Consider the following 21,223-nt stretch of genomic DNA (forward strand, 5'->3'; position numbering starts at 1 on the left):
GGAGTCAGCGGCGACATTTCAGGCCGCCGAGCCAATCCTCGGCCATTACGTTATAATCCCGCCCTTTAGCTGCCCTCAGCCCGCTGTGCGGGGGCACACCTTTTCTCGGGCGCGATGCGCCTGTGTGCAGACAAAGAGGCTAGACCCTAGTGGCATTGACGATCCTTGGCCTGTCCGGCGCCCTTAGCCATGATCCTTCCGCAGCGCTTTACATCGACGGCAAGCTGATAGCAGCGGCCGAGGAAGAGCGTTTCGTTCGTGATAAACATGCAAAGAACCGCATGCCCTACGAGTCGGCGAAGTTCTGTCTGGAACAGGCAGGCATCAAGCCGTCGGACGTCGATGTGGTAGCTATTCCCTTCGCCCCTATCAGCCTGTTCGGCAAGGCACGCTGGCACTACGCCAAGCGTTACTGGTACGCCCCGGATCGCGCACTTGATGCGCTGCTGATGGGCAACCGCCGCTACAAGCGTTATCGCAACAAGATCGTCTGGTGCCTGGAGCAACTGGGTTTCGATCCGAAAAAGATCAAGATCGAGCCGGTCGAACACCACTTGGCCCACGCCTCCAGCGCTTACCACTGCTCCGGTTTTACCGAGAAAACCGCGATCATGGGCATCGATGGCAAGGGTGAATACGCCACGACCTTCTTCGGCTACGGCGAAAACGGCAAGATCCACAAGATCAAGGAATTCTTCGACCCGGATTCGCTGGGCGGGCTGTACGGCGCGATCACCGAATTTCTCGGTTTCGAAATGCTCGACGGCGAATTCAAGGTGATGGGCATGGCGCCGTATGGCGATGCCAGCAAGTACGACTTCTCGCGTCTGGCTACCTTCGAAAACGGCGAGCTGATCATCAATACCGAACTGGCCAACGTCATCGGCCTGCGTCGCTATAAAGAGAACGGCAAGGGCTTCTACTTCTCGCCGAAGCTGATCGAATGGCTTGGCCCCAAGCGTGTCGGCGATGTGGCTGATGAGCCCTATATCCACTACGCCGCCAGCATGCAGGCGCTGTTCGAAAAACTGGCGTTGCAGATGATGGACCACTACTTGGGTGACATCCTCAAAGAAACCGGCAAGATCGCGTTCGCTGGTGGCTGTGCGCTGAACGTCAAGTTGAACCAGCGCATCATTGCCCGTCCCGAGGTCAAGGAGCTGTTCGTTCAGCCAGCCTCGGGCGATGCCGGTACGGCAGTGGGCGCTGCAGCCTATGTGTCGCATGCCCGTGGTGTGCCGGTCGAGAAGATGGAACACGTCTACCTCGGCCCCTCGTACAGCAACGAGGACGTGATCGCGGCCTGCGCCCGTCACCCGAGCAAGCCGGTCTGGCGTCAAATCGACAATACGCCAGAGCGTATTGCCGAGATCATGGTCAAGGGCAACCCGGTTGCCTGGTTCCAGGGGCGCATGGAGTTCGGCCCGCGCGCGCTGGGCGGTCGTTCGATCATCGGTTGCCCAAGCGTGACCGGTGTGGCCGACCGCATCAACCATCAGATCAAGTTCCGCGAGCGCTGGAGGCCTTTCTGCCCGTCGATGCTCGACACCGTTGCGCCGCAGATGATCAAGATCGATCACCCTGCGCCGTTCATGACCTTCACCTTCGAAGTCGCAGAAGAATGGAAGACCCGCGTGCCGGAAGTCGTCCACGAAGACGGGACTTCTCGCGCTCAGGTGCTCAAGCGCGAGTACAACCCGCGCTACTACGACATGATGAAGGCGCTGGAAGGCCTGACCGGTAACGGCGTGTCGCTGAACACCTCGCTCAACCGCCGAGGAGAGCCAATGATCTGCTCGCCCACCGATGCCCTGAACATGTTCTTCGGCTCGGACCTCGAGTACCTGATCATGGAAGACATCCTGGTGGTCAAAGAGGGCGTCGAAACTTATGACACGCTCGGCTGAACGTCACGTACTGCAGTTCTGTCATGGCTATGACGGGCCTTTTCTGGACTGCGCACGGCAATACGCCAGCCTGTTCGCCGGCAAGGGATATCGGGTCACAACGGTATTTCTGACCGGTGCCGCCGACCCCGATGTGGTCGCTGATTGCGGTTCGGACGAAGTGCTGTTCATGGAGTACAGCTCCAGTGCCATTCGTGGCCTGAAGCTGGGCGCCATCCGTGACTTGCGCAAGATCGCTGCCACGCGCAGCTTCAGCTTTTGCATTGCGCATCGCTTCAAGCCGGTCTACATCGCACTGCTGGCCACGAGTCTGCCTGTGATCGGCGTGCACCATGCGTTTGGCGACTACAAGCGCCGTTCGCGCAAGCTGTTCGCCACGCTGTTTCGCAAGCGCCTGAGCCTGCTCGGGGTGTCCGATGCCGTTCGTGACGACATGCGCAGCAGCCTGCCCAAATGGCCGGCCGAGCGTATTCAGACCTTATACAACCGTATTGATATCGAGCAACTGCAAGGCAGCCAGTTTTCCCCGGAAGATGCGCGTGCCGAGCTGGGGCTTTCACCTTCTGCGTGGATCGTGGCCAACGTCGGCCGTCTGCATCCCGACAAGGATCAGGCCACGCTGTTGCGCGGTTTTGCCGAGGCGTTGCCCAATCTTCCCGAGAACAGCCAGCTGGTGATTCTCGGCAAGGGTCGTCTTGAAGAAGACCTCAAGGCACTCGCCCTGGAGCTGGGCATCGGCGCGCAGGTGCTGTTTCTCGGACAGGTGGCTGACGCGCGCCGTTACTTCAAGGCGTTCGACGTCTTCGCCCTGAGCTCGGATCACGAACCGTTCGGCATGGTTTTGCTGGAGGCGATGGTCGCCGGTGTGCCACTGGTGGCGACCTCGTGCGGTGGCGCGAAGGAAGTGGTCGAGGATGTCGGCCTGTTGTTCCCGCTCGGCGATATTCATAGCCTGGCAAACGGCCTGGTACATATGGCGGGCCTGGATGCCGAGCAGCGTCAGGATTGTGCCGAACGCATGTTGCTGCGTCTGCGCGAGCGGTTTTCCGACCATGCCGTGCGCGACGTGTTCTGGCGCTTGCCGCAAGTCTCCAGCCTGACGGCGGGGGTCTGATGCTCAACCGGTTCAGATGCTGGCGTGAACGTGGCTGGGTGCAAATCGATGCTGCCGCCTACGAGCAGGCATGGCAACGCTTTGGCGGCAGTGTCGCCACGCACCCGCTGGTGGTTGCGCGCCTTTCAGGGCTTGCCGGTATACCCGTGCGCTATCTGGCGTGGGAGCAGGGCGGTGAGTTGAAGGCAGCAATTGCTACCTGGGGGCGCTCAATGGCGCTGTCCAAGGACGAGCTGAAACGTCACGGCAAGAAAGGTCTGTTCGATCTGGGCAATGCCGAGCTGATTCTGCCGATGGCTGAAGACGTTCAGGTGCCGGTTCGCCACCAGGCTCGCTACGTCTCCGCGCTTAACGAAGGCCGGGTCAGCACCTTCAAGCCGCAGGCCGAATCGCTGGCGATGGCGCGTACGCCTGAAGAGTTGTCCAAAAAGTTTCGTTACAACCAGCGTCGCGAACTGCGTTTGCTGGAAGAGGCGGGTGGTACGGTGCGGCCGGTCAGCGAGTTCGGCAGTGCCGAACTGGCAAGCATGTATTGCGATCTGTTTCAGCGTCGCTGGGGCTTTGCGGCCACTGGCGCCCGGCACAAGGCCGAGGTTATCGAACTGCTGCGCGAACTGCTGATCGGCTCTGTGGTGTTTCTCAACGATGCCCCGGTCGCCATTCAACTGGTGTATCGCGTTGAAGCGCCGCAGTGGGTCAGCGTCGAGTACGTCAATGGCGGCGTAGATCCTGAAACCCGGGATTTCAGTCCGGGCAGCGTGCTGAGCTTCGTCAACACCCAGTCCGCCTGGGAAGACGCTCGCGCCTTGGGCAAGTCGCTACGTTTTTCCTTTGGCCGTGCCGACCGCGAGTATAAGGATCGATGGTGCAATCCCGTTCCGGTGTTCCAGATTTGAGCCGCAAGCAGCAATTGCTCAAGCGCCATCGCCGTAACAAACGGCTGGTGCTGCTGGGTGGGCTGTTGGCGCTTATCGTGCTTGGCGCACTGGTGGCTTGGTGGCTGGTGCCGCTTCTGGCCGTTTGCGCATGGGTCGCACACGAGGCGTGGTTCGCCGACCATCTGTTTTATTCGCCAGCCGATGACTATCAGTACAATTTTCCGGCCGATGCCGAAGTGCCCGGCTTACACCTGCAGGGTGGCAAGCTGTTGCTGGAAGCGCCGCTGTCACTGACCGGCGCCGAGACGCTGGTGCTGGCGCTGACAATCGACAGTACGTGGCTGGGCCATTTTCTCGATCCGTTCGTCGAGCTTCGCGGGTTTGATGTGCAGGACCGGCAGGCTTTCGAGCGTGGCGTCGGCGGCGTTCGGTACCTGAACCTGACTGGTCTGGGGGATTCACTGGCTGCCGGTGCGCTGCACCTGCGCGGGCGTTTCTGCCGTTTGACCGGCACGCCGCGTCTCTGGCTGTTTCGTCAGCCGGATGCACGCAAACAGCGTGTCATGGTCATCGCGCCGCACGCCGACGATGCCGAACTTGCCGCTTTCGGGTTGTACAGCCAAGCCGAGGAAGCGTGGATTGTCACGCTGACTGCCGGTGAAATTGAAGCCGAACATTATCAGCAGATGGGTATGGAGCGCGCCGAGGCTGCGCGCATGAAAGGCCGCTTGCGGGCATGGGACAGTATCGCCGTTGCCCGTTGGGGTGGCGTGCCGGAATCGCAGTGTGTGCAACTGGGCTATTTCTGCCTGCAACTGCCTGCCATGCAGGCGGCGCCGGATGTGCCTGTCGGCTCGCGAGAGGCTGATCTGACCGATACCCGGTTATTCCGCCAATTCAACACACTGCCATTGCCCGGCGACGACGGCCAGCCGACCTGGAACAACCTGCTCGCCGACCTGCGCGCGCTGATCCTCAAGGCCCGTCCCGAAGTAATTGTCATGCCGCATCCGGCCATTGATCCACACCCCGATCATATCTGCGCCCAGGCAGCAGTGCGTGAGGCGCTGGTCGGCCTTGAGTGGCAGCCGCAGCTGATACTCGGTTACGCCAACCACCTGCATGACAATGACCGCTGGCCGATGGGCGATGCGTACACAGGTATCAGCCTGCCCCCGGTGTTCGATGCCCGATTGCCGCTGGTGCCTTACAGCCTTCAGCTGTCGGTGGCGACGCAACGGGACAAGGCGATGGCGCTGGGCATGATGCATGACCTGCTGCCGCGCATGCCTTTCAAGCGCCGCATGCGCCGTGCATTACAGCGCGTTCTGGCGGGGCGGCGCTGGCCGGCCGAAGGTGAAAACGAATTCTTCCGTAAAGCTGTGCGACGACACGAGCTGTTCTGGTGCAGCCGTGATATCTGATTCAGCAGGCGCAGTACTGCAAGGAAAACCATGAAAGTCCTACTTCTGGTCCAGAAAGAGCAGCGTGCCATTCTGGACCGTCTTTACGAGGGCATCGCCGCCCATTGCGAATGCGATGTGCGCTGGCTGAGTTCCGACGAGCAGCGCAACCTGCGCAGCTATTTCCGTCGCGAAGTGGACGTCGGCCGTTACGACCGGATCGTGTTTTTTCTGCGTTTCAAACAGGAAGTGCGCCAGGTCGCGTTCATCCGCACGATTCCCAATCTGGTCATCCTCGAGCACGACGCTTACCAGAACTACATCCCTTGCAAATACACCGGCAAGTTCAGCGCGCACTATCGCAAGCTGCCGTGGGTCAGAGTTATCTGCTCGGGGTTCATGGTCAGCGAACGCCTGCGTGAAGAGGGCTTCGACGCAGTCTTTGTGCCTAAGGGCTATGACCAGAGCCTGCTGCAGTTGCAAAGCCGCGAGCGCGACATCGAGCTGGCGTTTGTCGGCAGCACCAACAGCGTCGCCTACAGTGGCCGCAAGGCTCTGCTGGATGAGTTGGGGCAGGTCGAAAACCTGCTGGTAACGCGCACCAAGTCCGGGGAAGAATATTGCGACACCCTGAACCGGATCCGTTTTTTCGTCAGTGCCGATGTCGGCATGGGCGAATACATGATCAAGAATTTCGAAGCCATGGCCTGCGGGTGTGTGCTGTTCGCTTTTGACCAGGGTGCTGAAGAAAACCGCGCACTGGGTTTTGAGGATATGCGCAATATCGTGCTCTACCGCGACATTCCCGAACTGCGTGAAAAACTGGCACAATTGCGGGATAACGCCGAACTTGCCAGCGAAATCTCGCGTAACGGGCAGACTTTGGTTCAGGAACGCTTTACATTCCATGCCCTTGGCAATGCGATTGTGGAGGCCATGCGTGCGCCATTGCGCAGCATGCCAGCCGCCAGCTGGGTTGATCGCTTGCGGTCACGTTGGGGCTGGTGATGTTTTATGAATATTCAATGAGCGGGAACGAATGATGGTTTTCAGCGAAAACAGCGACATCACACTGGTCGTAACCAGTTGTGGTCGCTTCGACTTGTTGAAGCGCACTCTGGAGACGTTCGACCGTTTCAACACTGCGCCCATACGCCAGGTGCTGATTACCGAAGACTCGGGTGATGTTCAGGTCGAGGCGTGCATTCCGGAACACTGGCGTCCTCACACTCGGTTCATCATCAACAACCCGAAGCTGGGGCAGATGCGCTCGGTCGATAGCGCCTATTCGATGGTCGAGACGTCATGGGTTTTCCATTGCGAAGATGACTGGGATTTCTACCGTCCGCATTTCATCGAAGAGTCGATGACCCTGCTCACCCATGACCCGCAGGCGCTGCAGGTCTGGTTGCGCAGCTACAATCACGACCTGCGCATTCACAGCCCTTATGTCTACCTGAATGAGCGCGAAGTGGTCGATGGTATTCCGTTTTACCGGCTCGGTTCGAGCAAGCCCGAGTGGCAGGGGTTTTCATTCAACCCCGGGTTGCGTCGGCTGGCCGATTACCGGCAGCATGCGCCTTATTCTGGCCACGGTGGAGAGAAGAAACTTTCACAATTATTCGCTTCGCAAAACCGTTACGCTCTGATTCTGGAAAATGATGCCGTGTTGCACACCGGTTTCGGTGAGCATGTGGTGGTGCCGCAGGAGCGGCTGGATAAACAGCGTCGCAAGCGCCGGGATCGCGTCAAGCTGATCGTGGCGGTGTTCGCAGGTCTCGTAGCAGGTTGGTTGCTCAATAATGTCAGTTGACCGTATCAGAATCCCCAGCAGCAAAGTACAAGCGTATTTCACCGCAGCGATTGTTGTCTTTCTGCTGAGTTTTATCCTCAACTCGTCAGCCAAGATCACCAATAACCTGTTCTATGCACTCACGGCCTTGCCGGGCTTGTTCTTTTTGATCAAGTACCGTGGCGCGGGTGTATTTGCCAAACCGCTGGGCATTGCCTGGGTTGTGTTCATGGCGTGCTTTCTGGTCCCGGCGCTGCAGGCGCAGGAGTTTCAGTACTACAAGCACATCATATACGTCAGCCTGTTTGTCTTCGTCGTTGCCGGTATCGCAGACAACGGCTTCTTCCGGCGCGGGCTTTTCGTGCGCGGCATGTTCTGGGCCGTCGGTCTGTACATCCTGCTCAGCTCGATTCACAGCTGGGTGACCGGGCAGTTCATCTTCGGTCAGCGCGTGGCGATCCTGCCGGGGCGCATGGAAAACGTGATTTACGCTAGCGCCTGGCTGGTGTGCAGTCTTGCACTGGCCCTGCCACTCTGGGCCAGAGAGCAACGCTGGGCCGAGGCGGTCTGCGGCGTCATTTTTACGCTGGTGATAACGGCGTTCGTCGTCCAGACGCGCACCGCTCTGGTGGGTGCCGGGTTCCTGTTTTTTGCCTGCACTGTGTATTCGATCTACCGCTTCCCGTTGCGCACCGTCGCGGCCCTGGTGGTGCTGGGCATCGTCGCGGCGGCAGGTTTCTGGTTCGTGAAGGATGAGCAGTGGGTGACCTTGTTGATGGTCAGAGGCGACTCCTACCGCATCGAGCTGTTTGAAATCATGACCGGCGAATGGCGTCGCTGCGGTTGGCTGCTAGGGTGTGGTGTCGATTTCTATACCACTCAGACACTGACTGGCGGCATACCGATTCAGCACCCGCACAACATCTTTGTGTCGCTGGGGCTCTATACCGGTGCCGCTTCGCTGGTGATGTTTCTGGTGGTGATGGCAATGACGCTGTGGAACGCCTTGCGCAAGGGCGACGCGTGGGGCCTCTACCTGGCGTGCGCGCTGGTGATGCTCAATTTCGACGGCGGCCAGCTGGTGGGCAACCCCGACGAACTCTGGGTGCTGGTGTTGCTGCCGGCGACCATGGTGCTGGGACGTGTGGTGCAGACGTATCGACTGGAACGTGCTGCGGCTGTCTGATATCAGCGCTTGATGAAAAATGGCCGCCTTTTGAGCGGCCATTTTTTTCAGATCATTGCCTGGGTAAGCTCACCAGTGCGACACAGGGTCTGAGCGCTCATGTAGCCTTCCAGAAATGCCGGGTTACCATTGTCCAGCAGCCACTGACGGTCTTCCTGATAGCGCAGCATGTGCTTGAAATTTCGCAGGCGCAGGCTTTTGCGCAAAGAGTGGCGGTAGGTCTTCATGTCGGCGATATCGATCAAGCCCAGGTTGCCCTCTGGCGTAAGAATCACGTTGCCCAGGTGGGCCGAGCGAAAGTACACCCCTTTCTCGTGCAGGCTGGCAATGAAACGGCCCAGTTGCGTGCGCAGCTTGTCGTCGGCGAGCGCGCTGCCCAGCAGTTGGCGCAGGGTGTAACCGGCCAGCGGTTCGTAATGGACGGCGTCGCGCTCTATCTCGGCAATTCGGCAGACCGTGAGTACGCGCGGGCAGGGGATATCACGATTGGCCAGTGTCACGCAGTTGTCTGCGAAGCGCTGGGCATAGGGATACCAGGCTGCCGAGCTGACCAGGCGCTTGCGCCGAAACAATTTCAACATCGACCCGTCACGCAGACGTAGTACTTTATCGCCCGTGCCGTCGGCTTCAAGCACTTCGGCACCTTGAACCAGGTCAAGGTAGTGGGCGTGGTCAAGCGCTTGCATCGATACTCCGGTTTTTACGCCCCAAGGGCCCAATGATCGTCATACATAAGCCTACCTTCGATTCTGGCCCTTCGGGCAGAAGCCAGGCTTGCAGGCTTCGGGCAGCGATCAGAAGCCCCCGGGAATGGACGGGCTGCCTATGTTACCGCAGCAGGCAGCCGCGAAAACTGCTGTGATACAATTCGGCCTCTTTTTAACACGACGGACTCTCATGACAACTTCCGAATCGTCCGCAACCTCCAGCGTGAAAATTTATTTCCGTCTGTTGTCTTACGTGCGTCCGTATGTGGGCATTTTCCTGCTCAGTATCATTGGTTTCGTGATTTTCGCCTCGACCCAGCCGATGCTCGCGGGCATCCTGAAATACTTTGTCGATGGCCTGACCAATCCCGAGGCCGTGCTGTTTCCCAATGTGCCTTACCTGCGGGAGCTGCAACTGCTGCAGGCCGTGCCGCTGCTGATCGTTCTGATTGCCGCATGGCAGGGCCTTGGCTCGTTTCTGGGTAACTATTTCCTGGCAAAGGTCTCGCTGGGGCTGGTGCATGATCTGCGGGTCGAGTTGTTCAACAAACTGCTGGTCCTGCCCAACCGCTATTTCGACACGACCAATTCTGGTCACCTGATCTCGCGAATCACCTTCAACGTCACCATGGTGACCGGTGCTGCCACCGATGCTATCAAGGTCGTGATTCGCGAAGGCCTGACTGTGGTGTTCCTGTTCATCTACCTGTTGATGATGAACTGGAAGCTGACCTTGGTGATGCTGGCAATCCTGCCGCTGATTGCCGTGATGGTGGGCAGTGCGAGCAAGAAATTCCGCAAGCAGAGCAAGAAGATTCAAGTGGCGATGGGCGACGTGACCCACGTTGCGTCGGAAACCATTCATGGCTATCGCGTGGTGCGCAGTTTCGGCGGCGAGTCCTACGAAGAGGCGCGCTTCGCTCAGGCCAGTGACAGCAATACCCGCAAACAACTGCGCATGACCAAGACCGGCGCAATCTATACGCCGATGCTGCAACTGGTGATCTACACCGCCATGGCGGTGCTGATGTTTCTGGTGCTGTTTCTGCGTGGCGATGCAACCGCAGGCGATCTGGTGGCGTACATCACGGCCGCAGGCCTGTTGCCCAAGCCGATCCGTCAGTTGTCGGAAGTCAGTTCGACCATTCAGAAGGGCGTGGCAGGTGCCGAAAGCATCTTCGAGCAGCTGGATGTCGAAGAAGAGGTCGACACAGGCTCTATCGAGCGTGAGCGTGTCTCCGGCCATCTCGAGGTGAAGAACCTCAGCTTCTTCTATCCGGAAACTGCGCGTCAGGTCCTGAACGACATCAGCTTTTCGGCGGCGCCGGGGCAGATGATCGCCCTGGTAGGCCGTTCTGGCAGCGGCAAGTCGACGCTGGCCAACCTGATCCCGCGGTTTTATGGTCACAATCTGGGCAATATCCTGCTCGATGGCGTCGAGATCAATGATTACCGGCTGCGCAACCTGCGCAGGCATATTGCTCAGGTCAACCAGAACGTCACGCTGTTCAATGACAGCATCGCCAACAACATCGCTTATGGCGACCTGGCAGGGGCGCCGCGTGCCGATATCGAGGCCGCTGCCGCCGATGCGTACGCCAAGGAATTCATCGACCAACTGCCGCAAGGGTTCGACACTCAGGTGGGCGAAAACGGCGTGTTGCTGTCCGGTGGTCAACGGCAGCGTCTGGCGATTGCTCGCGCCTTGCTCAAGAATGCGCCACTGCTGATTCTCGACGAGGCGACTTCCGCCCTCGATACCGAATCGGAGCGGCACATCCAGGCGGCGCTGGATCACGTCATGAAGGGCCGTACCACGCTGGTCATCGCCCATCGCCTTTCGACCATCGAAAAGGCCGACCTGATCCTGGTCATGGACGCCGGGCAGATCGTCGAGCGGGGCACCCATGCAGAGCTGCTTGCGCAGAACGGCTACTACGCTCGTTTGCATGCAATGGGGCTGGATGAGCCTGCTCCTGTCGGCGCTGTCTGACCTCACTATCGGGCGGGCTGATGCAGCCTGCCTGCCTTTTGGCGGCGAAACTCAACAGCCTGTCGGTTGCAAACCCCTGTGCTAAGATTCCGCCCCTGTCCATTTTTCTAGTACGGGTTGTTCCATGAAGCTAACCATGCCGCGCTTTGATCAGGCCCCTGTCCTGGTGGTCGGTGATGTCATGCTCGACAGATACTGGCATGGTGGTACCTCGCGTATTTCCCCTGAAGCGCCGGTGCCTGTGGTCAAGGTCGATCAGATCGAAGACCGTCCGGGCGGTGCCGCCAACGTAGCCCTGAACATCGCTGCGCTGGGCGCGCCGGCGTCTCTGGTCGGTGTGACAGGTGACGACGAGGCCGCCGAAAGTCTAGCCAACAGCCTTAAGGCAGCTGGCGTTCTGGCGCGTTTTCAGCGCATCGCCGACCAGCCCACCATCGTCAAATTGCGCGTCATGAGTCGCCACCAGCAGTTGCTGCGTATCGACTTCGAAGAACCCTTCAACACCGACCCGCTGGCGCTGAGCGCAGAAGTTTACAGTTTGCTGGACGGCATCAAGGTGCTGGTCCTGTCCGATTACGGCAAGGGCGCACTGAAAAACCATCAGGCGCTGATTCAGGCCGCCCGCAAGCGTGGCATCCCGGTACTGGCCGACCCCAAGGGCAAGGACTTCGCGATTTATCGTGGTGCCAGCCTGATCACCCCGAACCTGAGCGAGTTCGAGGCCATTGTCGGTCACTGCGTCGATGAAGCCCAATTGGTCACCAAAGGGGCGCAACTCATGCAGGAACTCGATCTAGGCGCCTTGCTGGTGACTCGCGGCGAGCATGGCATGACGTTGCTGCGTCCTGATCAACAGGCGCTGCACCTGCCCGCCAGAGCCCGCGAAGTGTTCGACGTGACGGGCGCGGGCGACACCGTCATTTCCACGTTGGCAGCGGCGATTGCGGCGGGCGAAGAATTGCCCCATGCCGTTGCGCTGGCCAACCTGGCGGCAGGCATCGTGGTTGGCAAGCTGGGTACTGCTGCAATCAGCGCCCCTGAGCTGCGCCGTGCCATCCAGCGCGAAGAAGGCTCCGAGCGTGGCGTGCTGGGCCTGGAGCAGTTGCTGCTGGCGGTCGATGATGCGCGTGCGCACAAGGAAAGAATCGTCTTCACCAATGGCTGCTTCGATATCCTCCATGCCGGTCACGTAACCTATCTGGAACAGGCGCGGGCACTGGGCGATCGCTTGATTGTGGCGGTCAATGACGACGCTTCTGTCAGCCGCCTGAAAGGGCCGGGGCGTCCGATCAACAGCGTTGACCGGCGCATGGCCGTACTGGCCGGGCTGGGCGCGGTGGACTGGGTGATCAGTTTCCCTGAGGGCACGCCCGAGAACCTGCTGACTCACGTCAAGCCTGACGTGCTGGTCAAAGGTGGGGATTACGGAGTCGATCAGGTGGTCGGCGCCGATATCGTTCAGGCCTACGGCGGCGAGGTGCGGGTGTTGGGTCTGGTGGAAAACAGCTCGACAACGGCCATCGTCGAGAAGATCCGCAGTCAGTAATGGCAATATATAGCTGCAAGCCGCAAGCTTGCAGCTACTTGCTCAGGCTGCCCCGAGCCATCTGCAACAGTTCCCGAGCCTTGACGGTCAGGCGTTTGAAGCCGGTTTTCTTTGGTGGCGGGGCCATGCCTTGCTGGCGCAACCAGTCTTTCCAGCGAATCCGCTCCTCTCTCACCACCCAGCCATCCTGGGCAGCGAAACTCTCTGCCAGATACAGCCCGCGAGTTCCTGCAGGGCTCAGCTTGTCGCGTTTCAGCGTGTACAACTCGGGTAGCGGCGATCCGTTTTCCAGCGGCATCAGGTACAGGTCCGGTTTGCTGCGGTTCAAGCGGGCGACCAGTTCATTGTTTTCCAGCGCCTCATCGACGTGGAACAAGCTGATCGGGCGCGCCTCTTTGGGGATTTCCAGGCGCATGTCGTAAATCAGCTGCAGTGACGCCGTGGGCAGATGCACGTAGGCCCGAGGCCGTTCGATGAGTGTCAGGTTGCCGCTGCGTACCGGGCGAGCGGCACCGGACAGCGGGCTCAGGCGAAAGGGCAGGGCATCACGATAATGCAGCGCCGCAGCGTAAGGCGCAGGCAGCCAGGTTTCCTTGAACAGGCCGTTCAGCCAGCCTTGAGGCGTTTCGATCAGGCATTCTTCGGCCACTTCCTGAATAGCTGTGTGCAGAGGCAATGCCAGCTCGTGGGCCGGTACGTAGCCCGAAATCAGCTTGAGTACCACGTCACCGCGGTCCTGACGACGCTGACGGACCAGCACCCAGTAATCGCGATTCTGCCAACTGACGGTCAGGCGCACCGAAACCCCCAGGTTGGCCAGTTCGGCAGAGAAGCGCTCGGTGTCCGGCACTTCGATCTTGCGCCGCCGCTGCAAGGTCTGGGCGAAGTTCATCGGCATGCCGACGCTCTGATAGCTCAGGCCTTCGGGAGTGGCTTCGACAAACAGCGGCAGAGTCTTGAAGTTGCTGGGGTTTTTCCGGATCAGTGTTCGCGGCATAACGGCTCCTTCTTGCGTTGGGGTCGGCCGCCTTAAATCAGGCTTGACGGCAAATTACGGCAGCGGCGGTGGCAACGTTATGCGCCAGGTGCAGCGGGTTGATGGTCCCGACAATAGCACTGACAACTCCCGGGTGTTCAAACAGTAGTTGAAAACTGGCCTGCACCGGGTCGGTGCCGGGCGTCAGGCAGGCATGACCGCTGGCCAGCGCCTTTTTGACCAGAATGCCTTTGCCGTGGGCGGCAGCGTAGTCCAGGACCGGTTTTTCGTGCTGTTCGGCGAGGTTATAGGTGACCATCGCGCAGTCGCCTTCGCGCAATGCCAGCAGGCCGCCCTCGACCGTTTTGCCAGAAAAACCGTAGCCACGGATCTTGCCTTCGCGCTTGAGTTCGGCGAGCGTCTGGTACACCTCTGCCTCATTGAGAATCGCCAGGTCGTTGCCGTCCGAATGCACCAGAACCAGGTCGAGAAAGTCAGTTTCAAGACGTTTCAGGCTGCGCTCGACTGACTTGCGGGTGTGTGCCGCGCTGAAATCGTGACTGGACTGGCCATTGTTGAATTCCTCACCAACCTTGCTGACGATCACCCAGTCATTGCGTTGACCACGCAGCAAAGGGCCTAGGCGTTCTTCGCTGGTGCCGTAAGCCGGTGCGGTGTCGATCAGGTTGATGCCCATGTCGCGGGCCATGCGCAACAGCATCTGCGCCTGCTGGTCATCGGGAATTTTGAAACCGCTGGGGTATTTGACGCCCACGTCGCGCCCCAGTTTGACGGTGCCCAGGCCCAGCGGCGAGACGCTCAGGCCGGTGCTGCCGAGGGGGCGATGCAGGTCGTGCAGGGTCTTCAGGCTCATGGCAGCAGTTCATCCCAGACAGGTATGGCCATTGGCGGCCGTGGCACGTCCACCAGCGGTGCTTGTGGCGTTGGGTGGATGCCGTCCCTCGACAGCTGCGACAGAACCCGGTCAGCGAAGTCCGGAGCCAGCGCCAGTTTGGTTGGCCAACCCACCATCAGACGATGCTGGCTGTCGAGAAAGGCGTTGTCCGGGCGGACTAGCCCTGACTGGGCAGGTTCGGCTCGGTCCACTCGCAGGGTCGCCCATTGCGCCTGACTCAGGTCGATCCACGGCAGCAAGGCTTCAAGCTCCTTGCGGGCGACGGCAATCTGCGCGTCCGGTTCGCGGGCCACGCCATCGGCTTCGGCCAGATCGCCACCCAGATACCACACCCATTGGCCATTGGCTGCGGGGTGGGTCGTCACCGTGATGCGTGGCTTGGTGCCGCCGCCCAGGCAATGAGCGAACAACGGTTTCAGGGTGGGCCCCTTGACCAGCACCATGTGCAGCGGACGGCGCTGCATCTGTGGCTGCGACACGCCAAGCGCGTTCAGCAGGTCGGCAGTGCCTCCGCCTGCGCTGAGCACAATGCGCTGGGCATGAATGGCGCGACCATCGACACGCAGGCCGACCAGCTCGTCTGTCTCGTAAAGCGGCTCGATATTCTGCCCCGCCAGCAGGCTGTCATCTGCCAGCTGTGCAAGTCGTCCGATGAGGCTGGGCACATCGACCACCAGTTCGGCCAGCCGATAGACCTTGCCCTTGAATTTCGGGTTTTGCAGGGCGGGCGGCAATTGCTCGCCCTTGACCTGATCCACGCGGCCGCGCACTGCCTTGCTGGCGAAGAAACTGGTCAGGTTGCCGGCAAGGGTGCCAGGCGACCACAGGTAATGGGCTTCGGACAGCAGGCGCACCCCCGACAGGTCCAGCTCGCCCTTGCCGTCGAGCGCTTCACGCCAGCGGCGGGGCATGTCGGCAATGGCCTCGGAGGCACCGGACAGCGCGCCGTGCAGGGCGTATTTGGCGCCGCCGTGAATGATCCCCTGCGACTTTAGACTTTGCCCGCCACCCAGGCTGGCGCTTTCTACCAGCACTGTCGAGAACCCTTGACGACGCAACCTGGCATTGAGCCAGAGACCGGCTACGCCAGCCCCAACAATCAGCACGTCAGTGGAAATAACCGATGGCATGAGCACCTCAGTGAGCAAAAAGTACCAGCATTATAAAGGATCAGGTTTTCAATGCCCGGCGGTTTTCGAGAACAGCTGGATGACCGCCACACCAGCCACGATCATTCCCATGCCCAGCAGGGCCGGCAGGTCGAGTTTCTGGCCGTAGATAAAGTACGCTGCGATGCTCACCAGGACGATGCCCATGCCCGACCAGATGGCGTAGGTGATACCGACCGGGATAGTGCGCATCACCAGAATCAGCATCCAGAACGCGATTGCATAGCCGGTGATCAGCAACAGTAAGGGCAGGGGTGTGCTGAATCCCTTGACGGCTTTCATGGACGTGGTGGCGATGACTTCCGCGCAGACGGCGATAGCCAACAGGTAGTAAGCGTTCATGGTGCATTCCTTTTCGTCAGGCTGCGCATTCTAGCGGCTTGTGATGGCGGGCTGATAAACTCCGCGCCATGAATAGAACCCTTTATACCGTGCTGTTTCATCTTGGCCTGCCGCTAGTGGCCCTGCGCCTCTGGCTGCGTGCGCGCAAGGCCCCTGCGTATCGCCAGCGCATCGGCGAGCGTTTCGCCAGTGGCTTGCCTGCCATGCAGCGCGGCGGGATATGGGTGCATGCGGTGTCGGTGGGCGAAAGCATCGCTGCAGCGCCGATGATTCGTGCGCTGCTGGCGCACTATCCGCAACTGCCGATCACTGTGACTTGCATGACGCCCACAGGTTCGGAGCGAATCAAGGCGATGTTCGCCAGCGAGCCGCGCATTCAGCACTGTTACCTGCCATACGACCTGCCGTGGGCCGCCGGCCGTTTCCTTGACCATGTGCAGCCGCGGCTCGGCATCATCATGGAAACCGAACTGTGGCCCAATCATATTCATCAGTGCGCCAGGCGCGGGATCCCCGTAGTGCTTGCCAATGCGCGGCTGTCCGAGCGGTCAGCACGGGGGTATGCACGTTTTGCGAAACTGACGCGACCGATGCTGGCGGAAATGGCCTGGTTCGCGGTGCAGACCGAAGTGGAAGCACAGCGTTTTCGTGATCTGGGCGCGCGTCCCGAGTGCGTGGCTGTTACCGGTTCTATCAAATTCGACCTGAGCGTCGATCCGCAATTGCTGGCACACGCCGCGCAACTGCGCGAGCAATGGCAGGCAGCGCAGCGTCCGGTATGGATTGCGGCAAGCACTCATGAAGGCGAAGACGAAATTGCCTTGGCCGCGCATCGTAGGTTACTGGCCACGCACCCCGATGCATTGCTGATTCTGGTCCCAAGGCATCCCGAACGGTTCGACAGCGTACATGCGCTGTGTAACCAGCAGGGTTTTGTCACCGTTAGGCGTTCATCCGCTCAGGTTGTCACTCCGGAGGTTTCGGTGCTGATGGGCGACACCATGGGCGAATTGCTGTTTCTCTATGCGTTGGCCGACATTGCCTTCGTTGGCGGCAGCCTGGTGCCCAACGGCGGACACAACCTGTTGGAGCCTGCGGCACTGACCAAACCGGTACTGAGCGGCCCGCACCTGTTTAATTTCCTTGAGATAGCCGCAATGCTGCGCAATGCCGGTGCCTTGCAAGAGGTCAGCGATGCGACCGCATTGGCCGCCGCGGTGCAGCGCCTGATCGACCAGCCACAACAGGCCTGCAGCATGGCCGATGCCGGGCTTGCGGTGATGAAAGCCAATCAGGGCGCTTTGCAGCGCTTGCTGGACGGGATCGGGCGTTTGATGGCCAAGCGCTGAATCGGCAAGGACGCGGAGCGTCCAGAACTGCGTGCCCACGCGGAGCATGGGCACGATAGTTGAGATTCTCATTCCTCACTCCAGCGTGGGAATGCATTCCGTGACGCTCTGCGCCATCTTGTCAGCGCTGTGCAGGCCGCTCGAAGTTTTTCTGCGCCGCAGTCGCCAAATCCGGCGGCAGGAAGTCCTTGTCCGGGTTGTAGTCCGGCTTGAGGTAGCGTGACAAGTCCTGCAGGTCGCCTGGGTTGAGGGTGCCTGCGGCCTGCTTCAGGCGCAGGTTGTCGAGGATGTAGTCGTAGCGCGTGTTGTTGTAATCGCGCACCGAGGCATACAACTGGCGCTGCGCGTCCAGCACGTCGACGATGTTGCGGGTACCGACCTGATAGCCGATTTCCGTGGCTTCCAGCGCGCTCTGGTTAGAGATTATCGACTGCTTGCGAGCCTGTACCTGCTCGACATCGGTATTCACTGCACGGTGCAGGTTGCGGGTGTTTTCCACCACCTGACGGCGCAGGCTTTCGCGGCGTTGCTCAGTCTGGCTCAACCGCGAATAGGCCTCACGCACTTGCGAACTGGTCAGCCCACCGCTGTAGATCGGGATGTTCAACTGCACGCCGATGCTGCGCTGCTCGACATCACCGCCGTAATTCTGCCCAGTGTAGTTGGGGTTGTTGAAACCCAGTGAATCGTTGTCGCCACGCTGATAGGTAGCGACCGCATCGAGTGTCGGCGCATGCCCGGCCTTGCGTTGACGCAGGGTTTCTTCGGCAGCGCTGACGGCATAGTTGCTGGCCAGCAGATTGAGGTTCTGCTGCGCGGCGGTGTCGACCCAGGCCTTGGCGTCATTGGGTGTGGGGGCGAGCACCGGCAAGGTATGCACGATGCCTTCGATGGAGTTGTATTCGCGATTGGTCAGCGTCACCAGTGCCTGAAAGGCATCGTCCACCTGACGTTTGGCGAGCAAACGGCTGGCGCGTGACGTGTCATAGCTGGCCTGCGCCTGCAGCACGTCGGTCTTGTCCGACAGACCAACATCGAAACGCTCGTTGGCCTGATCCAGCTGGCGTTTGAACGCTGCTTCCTCAGCCTTGGTCGATGCCAGGTTGTCTTGCGCTCGCAAAACGCTGAAATAGCTCTGCGCAGATTGCAGGATCAGGTTCTGTTCGGTGGCCGAAAGCTCCAGCGCTGCCTGCTCGTTGACCGCTTCGGCAGCCTGCAGCTGGAACCAGCGGTCGGCGCGAAAGATCGGCTGGCTCAGGGTGGCCTGGTAAACCGTGCCGCTGCGGGTGGCTACGGCGCTGGGCCGATCAATACTGGTGCGGGTGTTGGTGTTCTGGACGCTGCCGGAAATATTCGGCAGCAAACCGGCTCGCGCCTGCGGCACGGCTTCCTTGCGGGCGTCGTAGTCGGCGCGAGAAGCAGCGAGGTCTGCGTTGTTGTCCACCGCCTGCCGGTACACGTTCAACAGTCCAGTCCTGGTCGGCATTGGCAAGTCGGCAGCCCAGGTCAGCCCGCTGGACGCAAACGAAACAGCCACGACCAACGAAAGTTTGCGCAACATGAGGCATTCCCTGTTCATGAAGAAAGTAATCACAGTTTGAAGAAAAACCGGGTTAGCGAGTGTAGAGCCAGACGCTTTACTCAACAATCGGCGATTTACGCCATTTATCGAGCCCCTTGCAAATAGGCTGGCATTACGACCGCGCCCCGGCATAGACTGACCGCGTTCTTGTCGGGGTGCCTTGCTATGAGGCTGAGATCGGTTAAACCGGATCCCGTTGAACCTGATCAGGTTAGCGCCTGCGTAGGGAACAAGATTTCTCGTCTCCCGGCGAGTCCTCTTGAGTATCGTCCGGGGTCGATTGTTCAAATAATGAACAGTTTCGCCTCCTTTCGATACTCGGCACCAGCACTGGTGCGTCCGTCCGTCATGTTCAGGTTACTCCGACAATAAATCCGCAACCGGATGTCTGGAGAGCCCGTGATGAGTACAAAACCAAAAAACACAGCCCATTTGAGCGAGTCGGCGCAGGTCGATTCCGGATCGGTACAGCCGTTTACCCGTTCGCAGAAAATCTATGTTCAGGGCTCACGCCCGGACATCCGCGTGCCGATGCGCGAAGTGACCCTGGATATCACGCCGACCGATTTTGGTGGCGAAATCAACGCACCAGTAACTGTCTACGACACCTCAGGCCCCTACACCGACCCCAACGTGATTATCGACGTGCGCAAAGGTCTGGCCGACGTCCGTTCGCCTTGGATCGACTCGCGCAATGACACCGAGCGTCTGCCTGGCCTGAGCTCCAACTTCGGTCAGCAACGCCTGAGCGATGCCGAGCTGACCGCGCTGCGCTTTGCACATGTGCGCAACCCGCGCCGCGCCAAGGCCGGCGCCAACGTCAGCCAGATGCACTACGCGCGTCAGGGAATTATCACCGCCGAGATGGAATACGTCGCCATCCGCGAAAACATGAAGCTTCAGGAAGCCCGCGCCGCGGGTCTGCTGACCCAGCAGCATGCCGGGCACAGCTTCGGAGCCAGCATTCCTAAGGAAATAACCGCCGAGTTCGTGCGTGAAGAGATCGCCCGTGGCCGCGCGATCATCCCGGCCAACATCAACCACGTCGAGCTGGAGCCGATGATCATCGGCCGTAACTTCCTGGTTAAGATCAACGGCAACATCGGCAACAGTGCGCTGGGTTCTTCCATCGAAGAAGAAGTCGCCAAACTGACCTGGGGCATTCGCTGGGGTTCGGACACGGTCATGGACCTGTCCACAGGCAAGCACATTCATGAAACGCGCGAGTGGATCATCCGCAATTCGCCGGTGCCGATTGGCACTGTACCGATTTATCAGGCGCTGGAAAAAGTCGGTGGTGCCGCCGAAGACCTGACCTGGGAGCTGTTCCGCGACACGCTGATCGAGCAGGCCGAGCAGGGCGTCGATTACTTCACTATTCACGCCGGTGTACTGCTGCGTTATGTGCCGCTGACCGCCAAGCGTGTGACCGGTATTGTCAGTCGTGGTGGTTCGATCATGGCCAAATGGTGCCTGGCGCATCACCAGGAAAACTTCCTGTACACGCATTTCGAAGACATCTGCGAAATCATGAAGGCTTACGACGTCAGCTTCTCGCTGGGCGATGGCCTGCGTCCGGGCTCGATTGCCGACGCCAACGATGCGGCGCAATTCGGTGAACTGGAAACCCTCGGCGAACTGACCAAGATTGCCTGGAAACACGACGTGCAGACCATGATCGAAGGCCCGGGCCATGTGCCTATGCAGTTGATCAAAGAGAACATGGACAAGCAGCTGGAGTGCTGCGATGAAGCACCGTTTTACACCCTCGGCCCGCTGACCACCGATATCGCGCCGGGTTATGACCACATCACCTCGGGCATTGGTGCGGCGATGATCGGCTGGTTTGGTTGCGCCATGCTGTGTTACGTCACGCCCAAGGAACACCTGGGGTTGCCGAACAAGGATGACGTGAAGACCGGGATCATCACCTACAAGATCGCTGCCCATGCGGCTGACCTGGCCAAAGGTCATCCGGGCGCACAGATTCGCGACAACGCGCTGAGCAAGGCGCGTTTCGAGTTCCGCTGGGAAGACCAGTTTAACCTCGGCCTGGACCCTGATACCGCGCGCTCTTATCACGATGAAACCCTGCCCAAGGACTCTGCCAAGGTCGCGCATTTCTGTTCCATGTGCGGGCCGAAATTCTGCTCGATGAAAATCACCCAGGAAGTGCGTGAATACGCCGCCAACCAGCGGATTGAAGCAGTGGATGTAGATGTTGCCAAAGGCCTGGCCGAACAGGCCGAGCGCTTCAAACAGGAAGGCAGCCAGTTGTACAAGAAAGTGTAGGGAACGACAGGTGCAGACAGAACACCGCTAGCGGTTATCGCTCCCACGCTCTGCGTGGTAGCGCTGTTCTG

17 protein-coding genes and 1 riboswitch are annotated in these 21,223 nt (G+C 59.8%); of the genes, 11 read left to right on the forward strand and 6 right to left on the reverse strand.

Annotated elements, in window-relative coordinates:
* The first annotated feature begins 149 nt into the window (after window positions 1-149).
* From POR16_RS02330 to POR16_RS02360, 7 genes are read left to right on the forward strand one after another with little or no spacing between them, the layout of a single operon-like run.
* Complete coding sequence (locus POR16_RS02330) at window positions 150-1,907, forward strand: carbamoyltransferase family protein (RefSeq protein ID WP_005888427.1); 1,758 nt, start codon at window positions 150-152, stop codon at window positions 1,905-1,907.
* Complete coding sequence (locus tag POR16_RS02335; protein WP_005888429.1) at window positions 1,891-3,021, forward strand: glycosyltransferase; 1,131 nt, start codon at window positions 1,891-1,893, stop codon at window positions 3,019-3,021. The genes POR16_RS02330 and POR16_RS02335 overlap by 17 nt, the downstream gene beginning before the upstream one ends.
* On the forward strand, window positions 3,021-3,917 hold the full coding sequence (locus tag POR16_RS02340; RefSeq protein WP_005888431.1) for an antimicrobial resistance protein Mig-14: 897 nt from the start codon (window positions 3,021-3,023) through the stop codon (window positions 3,915-3,917). The genes POR16_RS02335 and POR16_RS02340 overlap by 1 nt, the downstream gene beginning before the upstream one ends.
* Window positions 3,914-5,323 carry a PIG-L family deacetylase gene (locus POR16_RS02345; protein ID WP_024668644.1) on the forward strand — a complete coding sequence of 470 codons (1,410 nt, stop codon included), beginning with the start codon at window positions 3,914-3,916 and terminating at the stop codon, window positions 5,321-5,323. Before POR16_RS02340 ends, POR16_RS02345 begins: the two co-directional genes overlap by 4 nt.
* Before the next feature lie 30 nt (window positions 5,324-5,353).
* On the forward strand, window positions 5,354-6,310 hold the full coding sequence (locus POR16_RS02350; protein WP_005888437.1) for a glycosyltransferase family protein: 957 nt from the start codon (window positions 5,354-5,356) through the stop codon (window positions 6,308-6,310).
* A gap of 31 nt (window positions 6,311-6,341) precedes the next feature.
* Window positions 6,342-7,115 carry a hypothetical protein gene (locus tag POR16_RS02355; RefSeq protein ID WP_005888439.1) on the forward strand — a complete coding sequence of 258 codons (774 nt, stop codon included), beginning with the start codon at window positions 6,342-6,344 and terminating at the stop codon, window positions 7,113-7,115.
* Complete coding sequence (locus tag POR16_RS02360) at window positions 7,105-8,280, forward strand: membrane protein (RefSeq protein ID WP_005888441.1); 1,176 nt, start codon at window positions 7,105-7,107, stop codon at window positions 8,278-8,280. Before POR16_RS02355 ends, POR16_RS02360 begins: the two co-directional genes overlap by 11 nt.
* 47 nt (window positions 8,281-8,327) lie before the next feature.
* Here POR16_RS02360 and POR16_RS02365 read toward each other — a convergent pair whose 3' ends face one another.
* Window positions 8,328-8,966, reverse strand: a complete 639-nt coding sequence (locus POR16_RS02365) for a BUD32 family EKC/KEOPS complex subunit (protein WP_005888443.1) — start codon at window positions 8,964-8,966, stop codon at window positions 8,328-8,330.
* A 211-nt stretch (window positions 8,967-9,177) separates the two neighbouring features.
* Between POR16_RS02365 and msbA the strand changes: the two genes are divergently transcribed.
* Both msbA and hldE read left to right on the forward strand, forming a co-directional pair.
* Window positions 9,178-10,980 (forward strand): lipid A export permease/ATP-binding protein MsbA, encoded by a 1,803-nt coding sequence (msbA, locus tag POR16_RS02370; RefSeq protein ID WP_005888445.1) that lies wholly within the window; start codon window positions 9,178-9,180, stop codon window positions 10,978-10,980.
* A gap of 124 nt (window positions 10,981-11,104) precedes the next feature.
* A complete protein-coding gene (gene hldE, locus POR16_RS02375; RefSeq protein ID WP_024668649.1) occupies window positions 11,105-12,526 on the forward strand; it encodes a bifunctional D-glycero-beta-D-manno-heptose-7-phosphate kinase/D-glycero-beta-D-manno-heptose 1-phosphate adenylyltransferase HldE in 1,422 nt (473 codons plus the stop codon).
* A 34-nt stretch (window positions 12,527-12,560) separates the two neighbouring features.
* On the opposite strand, the gene POR16_RS02380 is transcribed toward hldE, so the two are convergent.
* The 4 genes from POR16_RS02380 to POR16_RS02395 are packed head-to-tail and all read right to left on the reverse strand — an operon-like array spanning window position 12,561 to window position 15,929.
* Complete coding sequence (locus POR16_RS02380) at window positions 12,561-13,523, reverse strand: hypothetical protein (protein WP_005888450.1); 963 nt, start codon at window positions 13,521-13,523, stop codon at window positions 12,561-12,563.
* 37 nt (window positions 13,524-13,560) lie between these two features.
* The gene (locus POR16_RS02385) at window positions 13,561-14,376 is read right to left on the reverse strand and encodes an aldo/keto reductase (RefSeq protein WP_005888452.1); all 816 of its coding nucleotides are present in this window, start codon (window positions 14,374-14,376) and stop codon (window positions 13,561-13,563) included.
* Window positions 14,373-15,548 (reverse strand): NAD(P)/FAD-dependent oxidoreductase, encoded by a 1,176-nt coding sequence (locus POR16_RS02390; RefSeq protein ID WP_005888454.1) that lies wholly within the window; start codon window positions 15,546-15,548, stop codon window positions 14,373-14,375. Before POR16_RS02390 ends, POR16_RS02385 begins: the two co-directional genes overlap by 4 nt.
* Before the next feature lie 48 nt (window positions 15,549-15,596).
* Window positions 15,597-15,929, reverse strand: coding sequence for an SMR family transporter (locus tag POR16_RS02395; protein ID WP_005888457.1), 333 nt, complete (start codon window positions 15,927-15,929; stop codon window positions 15,597-15,599).
* A gap of 68 nt (window positions 15,930-15,997) precedes the next feature.
* Between POR16_RS02395 and waaA the strand changes: the two genes are divergently transcribed.
* Window positions 15,998-17,278, forward strand: coding sequence for a lipid IV(A) 3-deoxy-D-manno-octulosonic acid transferase (waaA, locus tag POR16_RS02400; RefSeq protein ID WP_005888459.1), 1,281 nt, complete (start codon window positions 15,998-16,000; stop codon window positions 17,276-17,278).
* A gap of 121 nt (window positions 17,279-17,399) precedes the next feature.
* On the opposite strand, the gene POR16_RS02405 is transcribed toward waaA, so the two are convergent.
* Window positions 17,400-18,839, reverse strand: coding sequence for a TolC family outer membrane protein (locus POR16_RS02405; protein WP_005888461.1), 1,440 nt, complete (start codon window positions 18,837-18,839; stop codon window positions 17,400-17,402).
* Between the two features lie 162 nt (window positions 18,840-19,001).
* Window positions 19,002-19,106, forward strand: a riboswitch (TPP riboswitch).
* Window positions 19,107-19,262: 156 nt separating this feature from the next.
* Between POR16_RS02405 and thiC the strand changes: the two genes are divergently transcribed.
* A complete protein-coding gene (thiC, locus tag POR16_RS02410) occupies window positions 19,263-21,152 on the forward strand; it encodes a phosphomethylpyrimidine synthase ThiC (RefSeq protein WP_005888462.1) in 1,890 nt (629 codons plus the stop codon).
* The last annotated feature ends 71 nt before the right edge of the window (window positions 21,153-21,223 follow it).

This window comes from Pseudomonas coronafaciens pv. oryzae str. 1_6 (assembly GCF_000156995.2).
Classification (GTDB): Bacteria; Pseudomonadota; Gammaproteobacteria; order Pseudomonadales; family Pseudomonadaceae; genus Aquipseudomonas; species Aquipseudomonas tremae.

Bases quoted from the DNA above. Each gene is read 5' to 3' on its own strand.
- POR16_RS02390 (WP_005888454.1), bottom strand. From the start codon at position 15,548: ATGCCATCGGTTATTTCCACTGACGTGCTGATTGTTGGGGCTGGCGTA.
- hldE (WP_024668649.1), top strand. From the start codon at position 11,105: ATGAAGCTAACCATGCCGCGCTTTGATCAGGCCCCTGTCCTGGTGGTC.
- POR16_RS02350 (WP_005888437.1), top strand. From the start codon at position 5,354: ATGAAAGTCCTACTTCTGGTCCAGAAAGAGCAGCGTGCCATTCTGGAC.
- POR16_RS02405 (WP_005888461.1), bottom strand. From the start codon at position 18,839: ATGTTGCGCAAACTTTCGTTGGTCGTGGCTGTTTCGTTTGCGTCCAGC.
- msbA (WP_005888445.1), top strand. From the start codon at position 9,178: ATGACAACTTCCGAATCGTCCGCAACCTCCAGCGTGAAAATTTATTTC.
- thiC (WP_005888462.1), top strand. From the start codon at position 19,263: ATGAGTACAAAACCAAAAAACACAGCCCATTTGAGCGAGTCGGCGCAG.
- POR16_RS02385 (WP_005888452.1), bottom strand. From the start codon at position 14,376: ATGAGCCTGAAGACCCTGCACGACCTGCATCGCCCCCTCGGCAGCACC.
- POR16_RS02335 (WP_005888429.1), top strand. From the start codon at position 1,891: ATGACACGCTCGGCTGAACGTCACGTACTGCAGTTCTGTCATGGCTAT.
- POR16_RS02340 (WP_005888431.1), top strand. From the start codon at position 3,021: ATGCTCAACCGGTTCAGATGCTGGCGTGAACGTGGCTGGGTGCAAATC.
- POR16_RS02355 (WP_005888439.1), top strand. From the start codon at position 6,342: ATGATGGTTTTCAGCGAAAACAGCGACATCACACTGGTCGTAACCAGT.
- POR16_RS02360 (WP_005888441.1), top strand. From the start codon at position 7,105: ATGTCAGTTGACCGTATCAGAATCCCCAGCAGCAAAGTACAAGCGTAT.
- POR16_RS02365 (WP_005888443.1), bottom strand. From the start codon at position 8,966: ATGCAAGCGCTTGACCACGCCCACTACCTTGACCTGGTTCAAGGTGCC.
- waaA (WP_005888459.1), top strand. From the start codon at position 15,998: ATGAATAGAACCCTTTATACCGTGCTGTTTCATCTTGGCCTGCCGCTA.
- POR16_RS02395 (WP_005888457.1), bottom strand. From the start codon at position 15,929: ATGAACGCTTACTACCTGTTGGCTATCGCCGTCTGCGCGGAAGTCATC.
- POR16_RS02380 (WP_005888450.1), bottom strand. From the start codon at position 13,523: ATGCCGCGAACACTGATCCGGAAAAACCCCAGCAACTTCAAGACTCTG.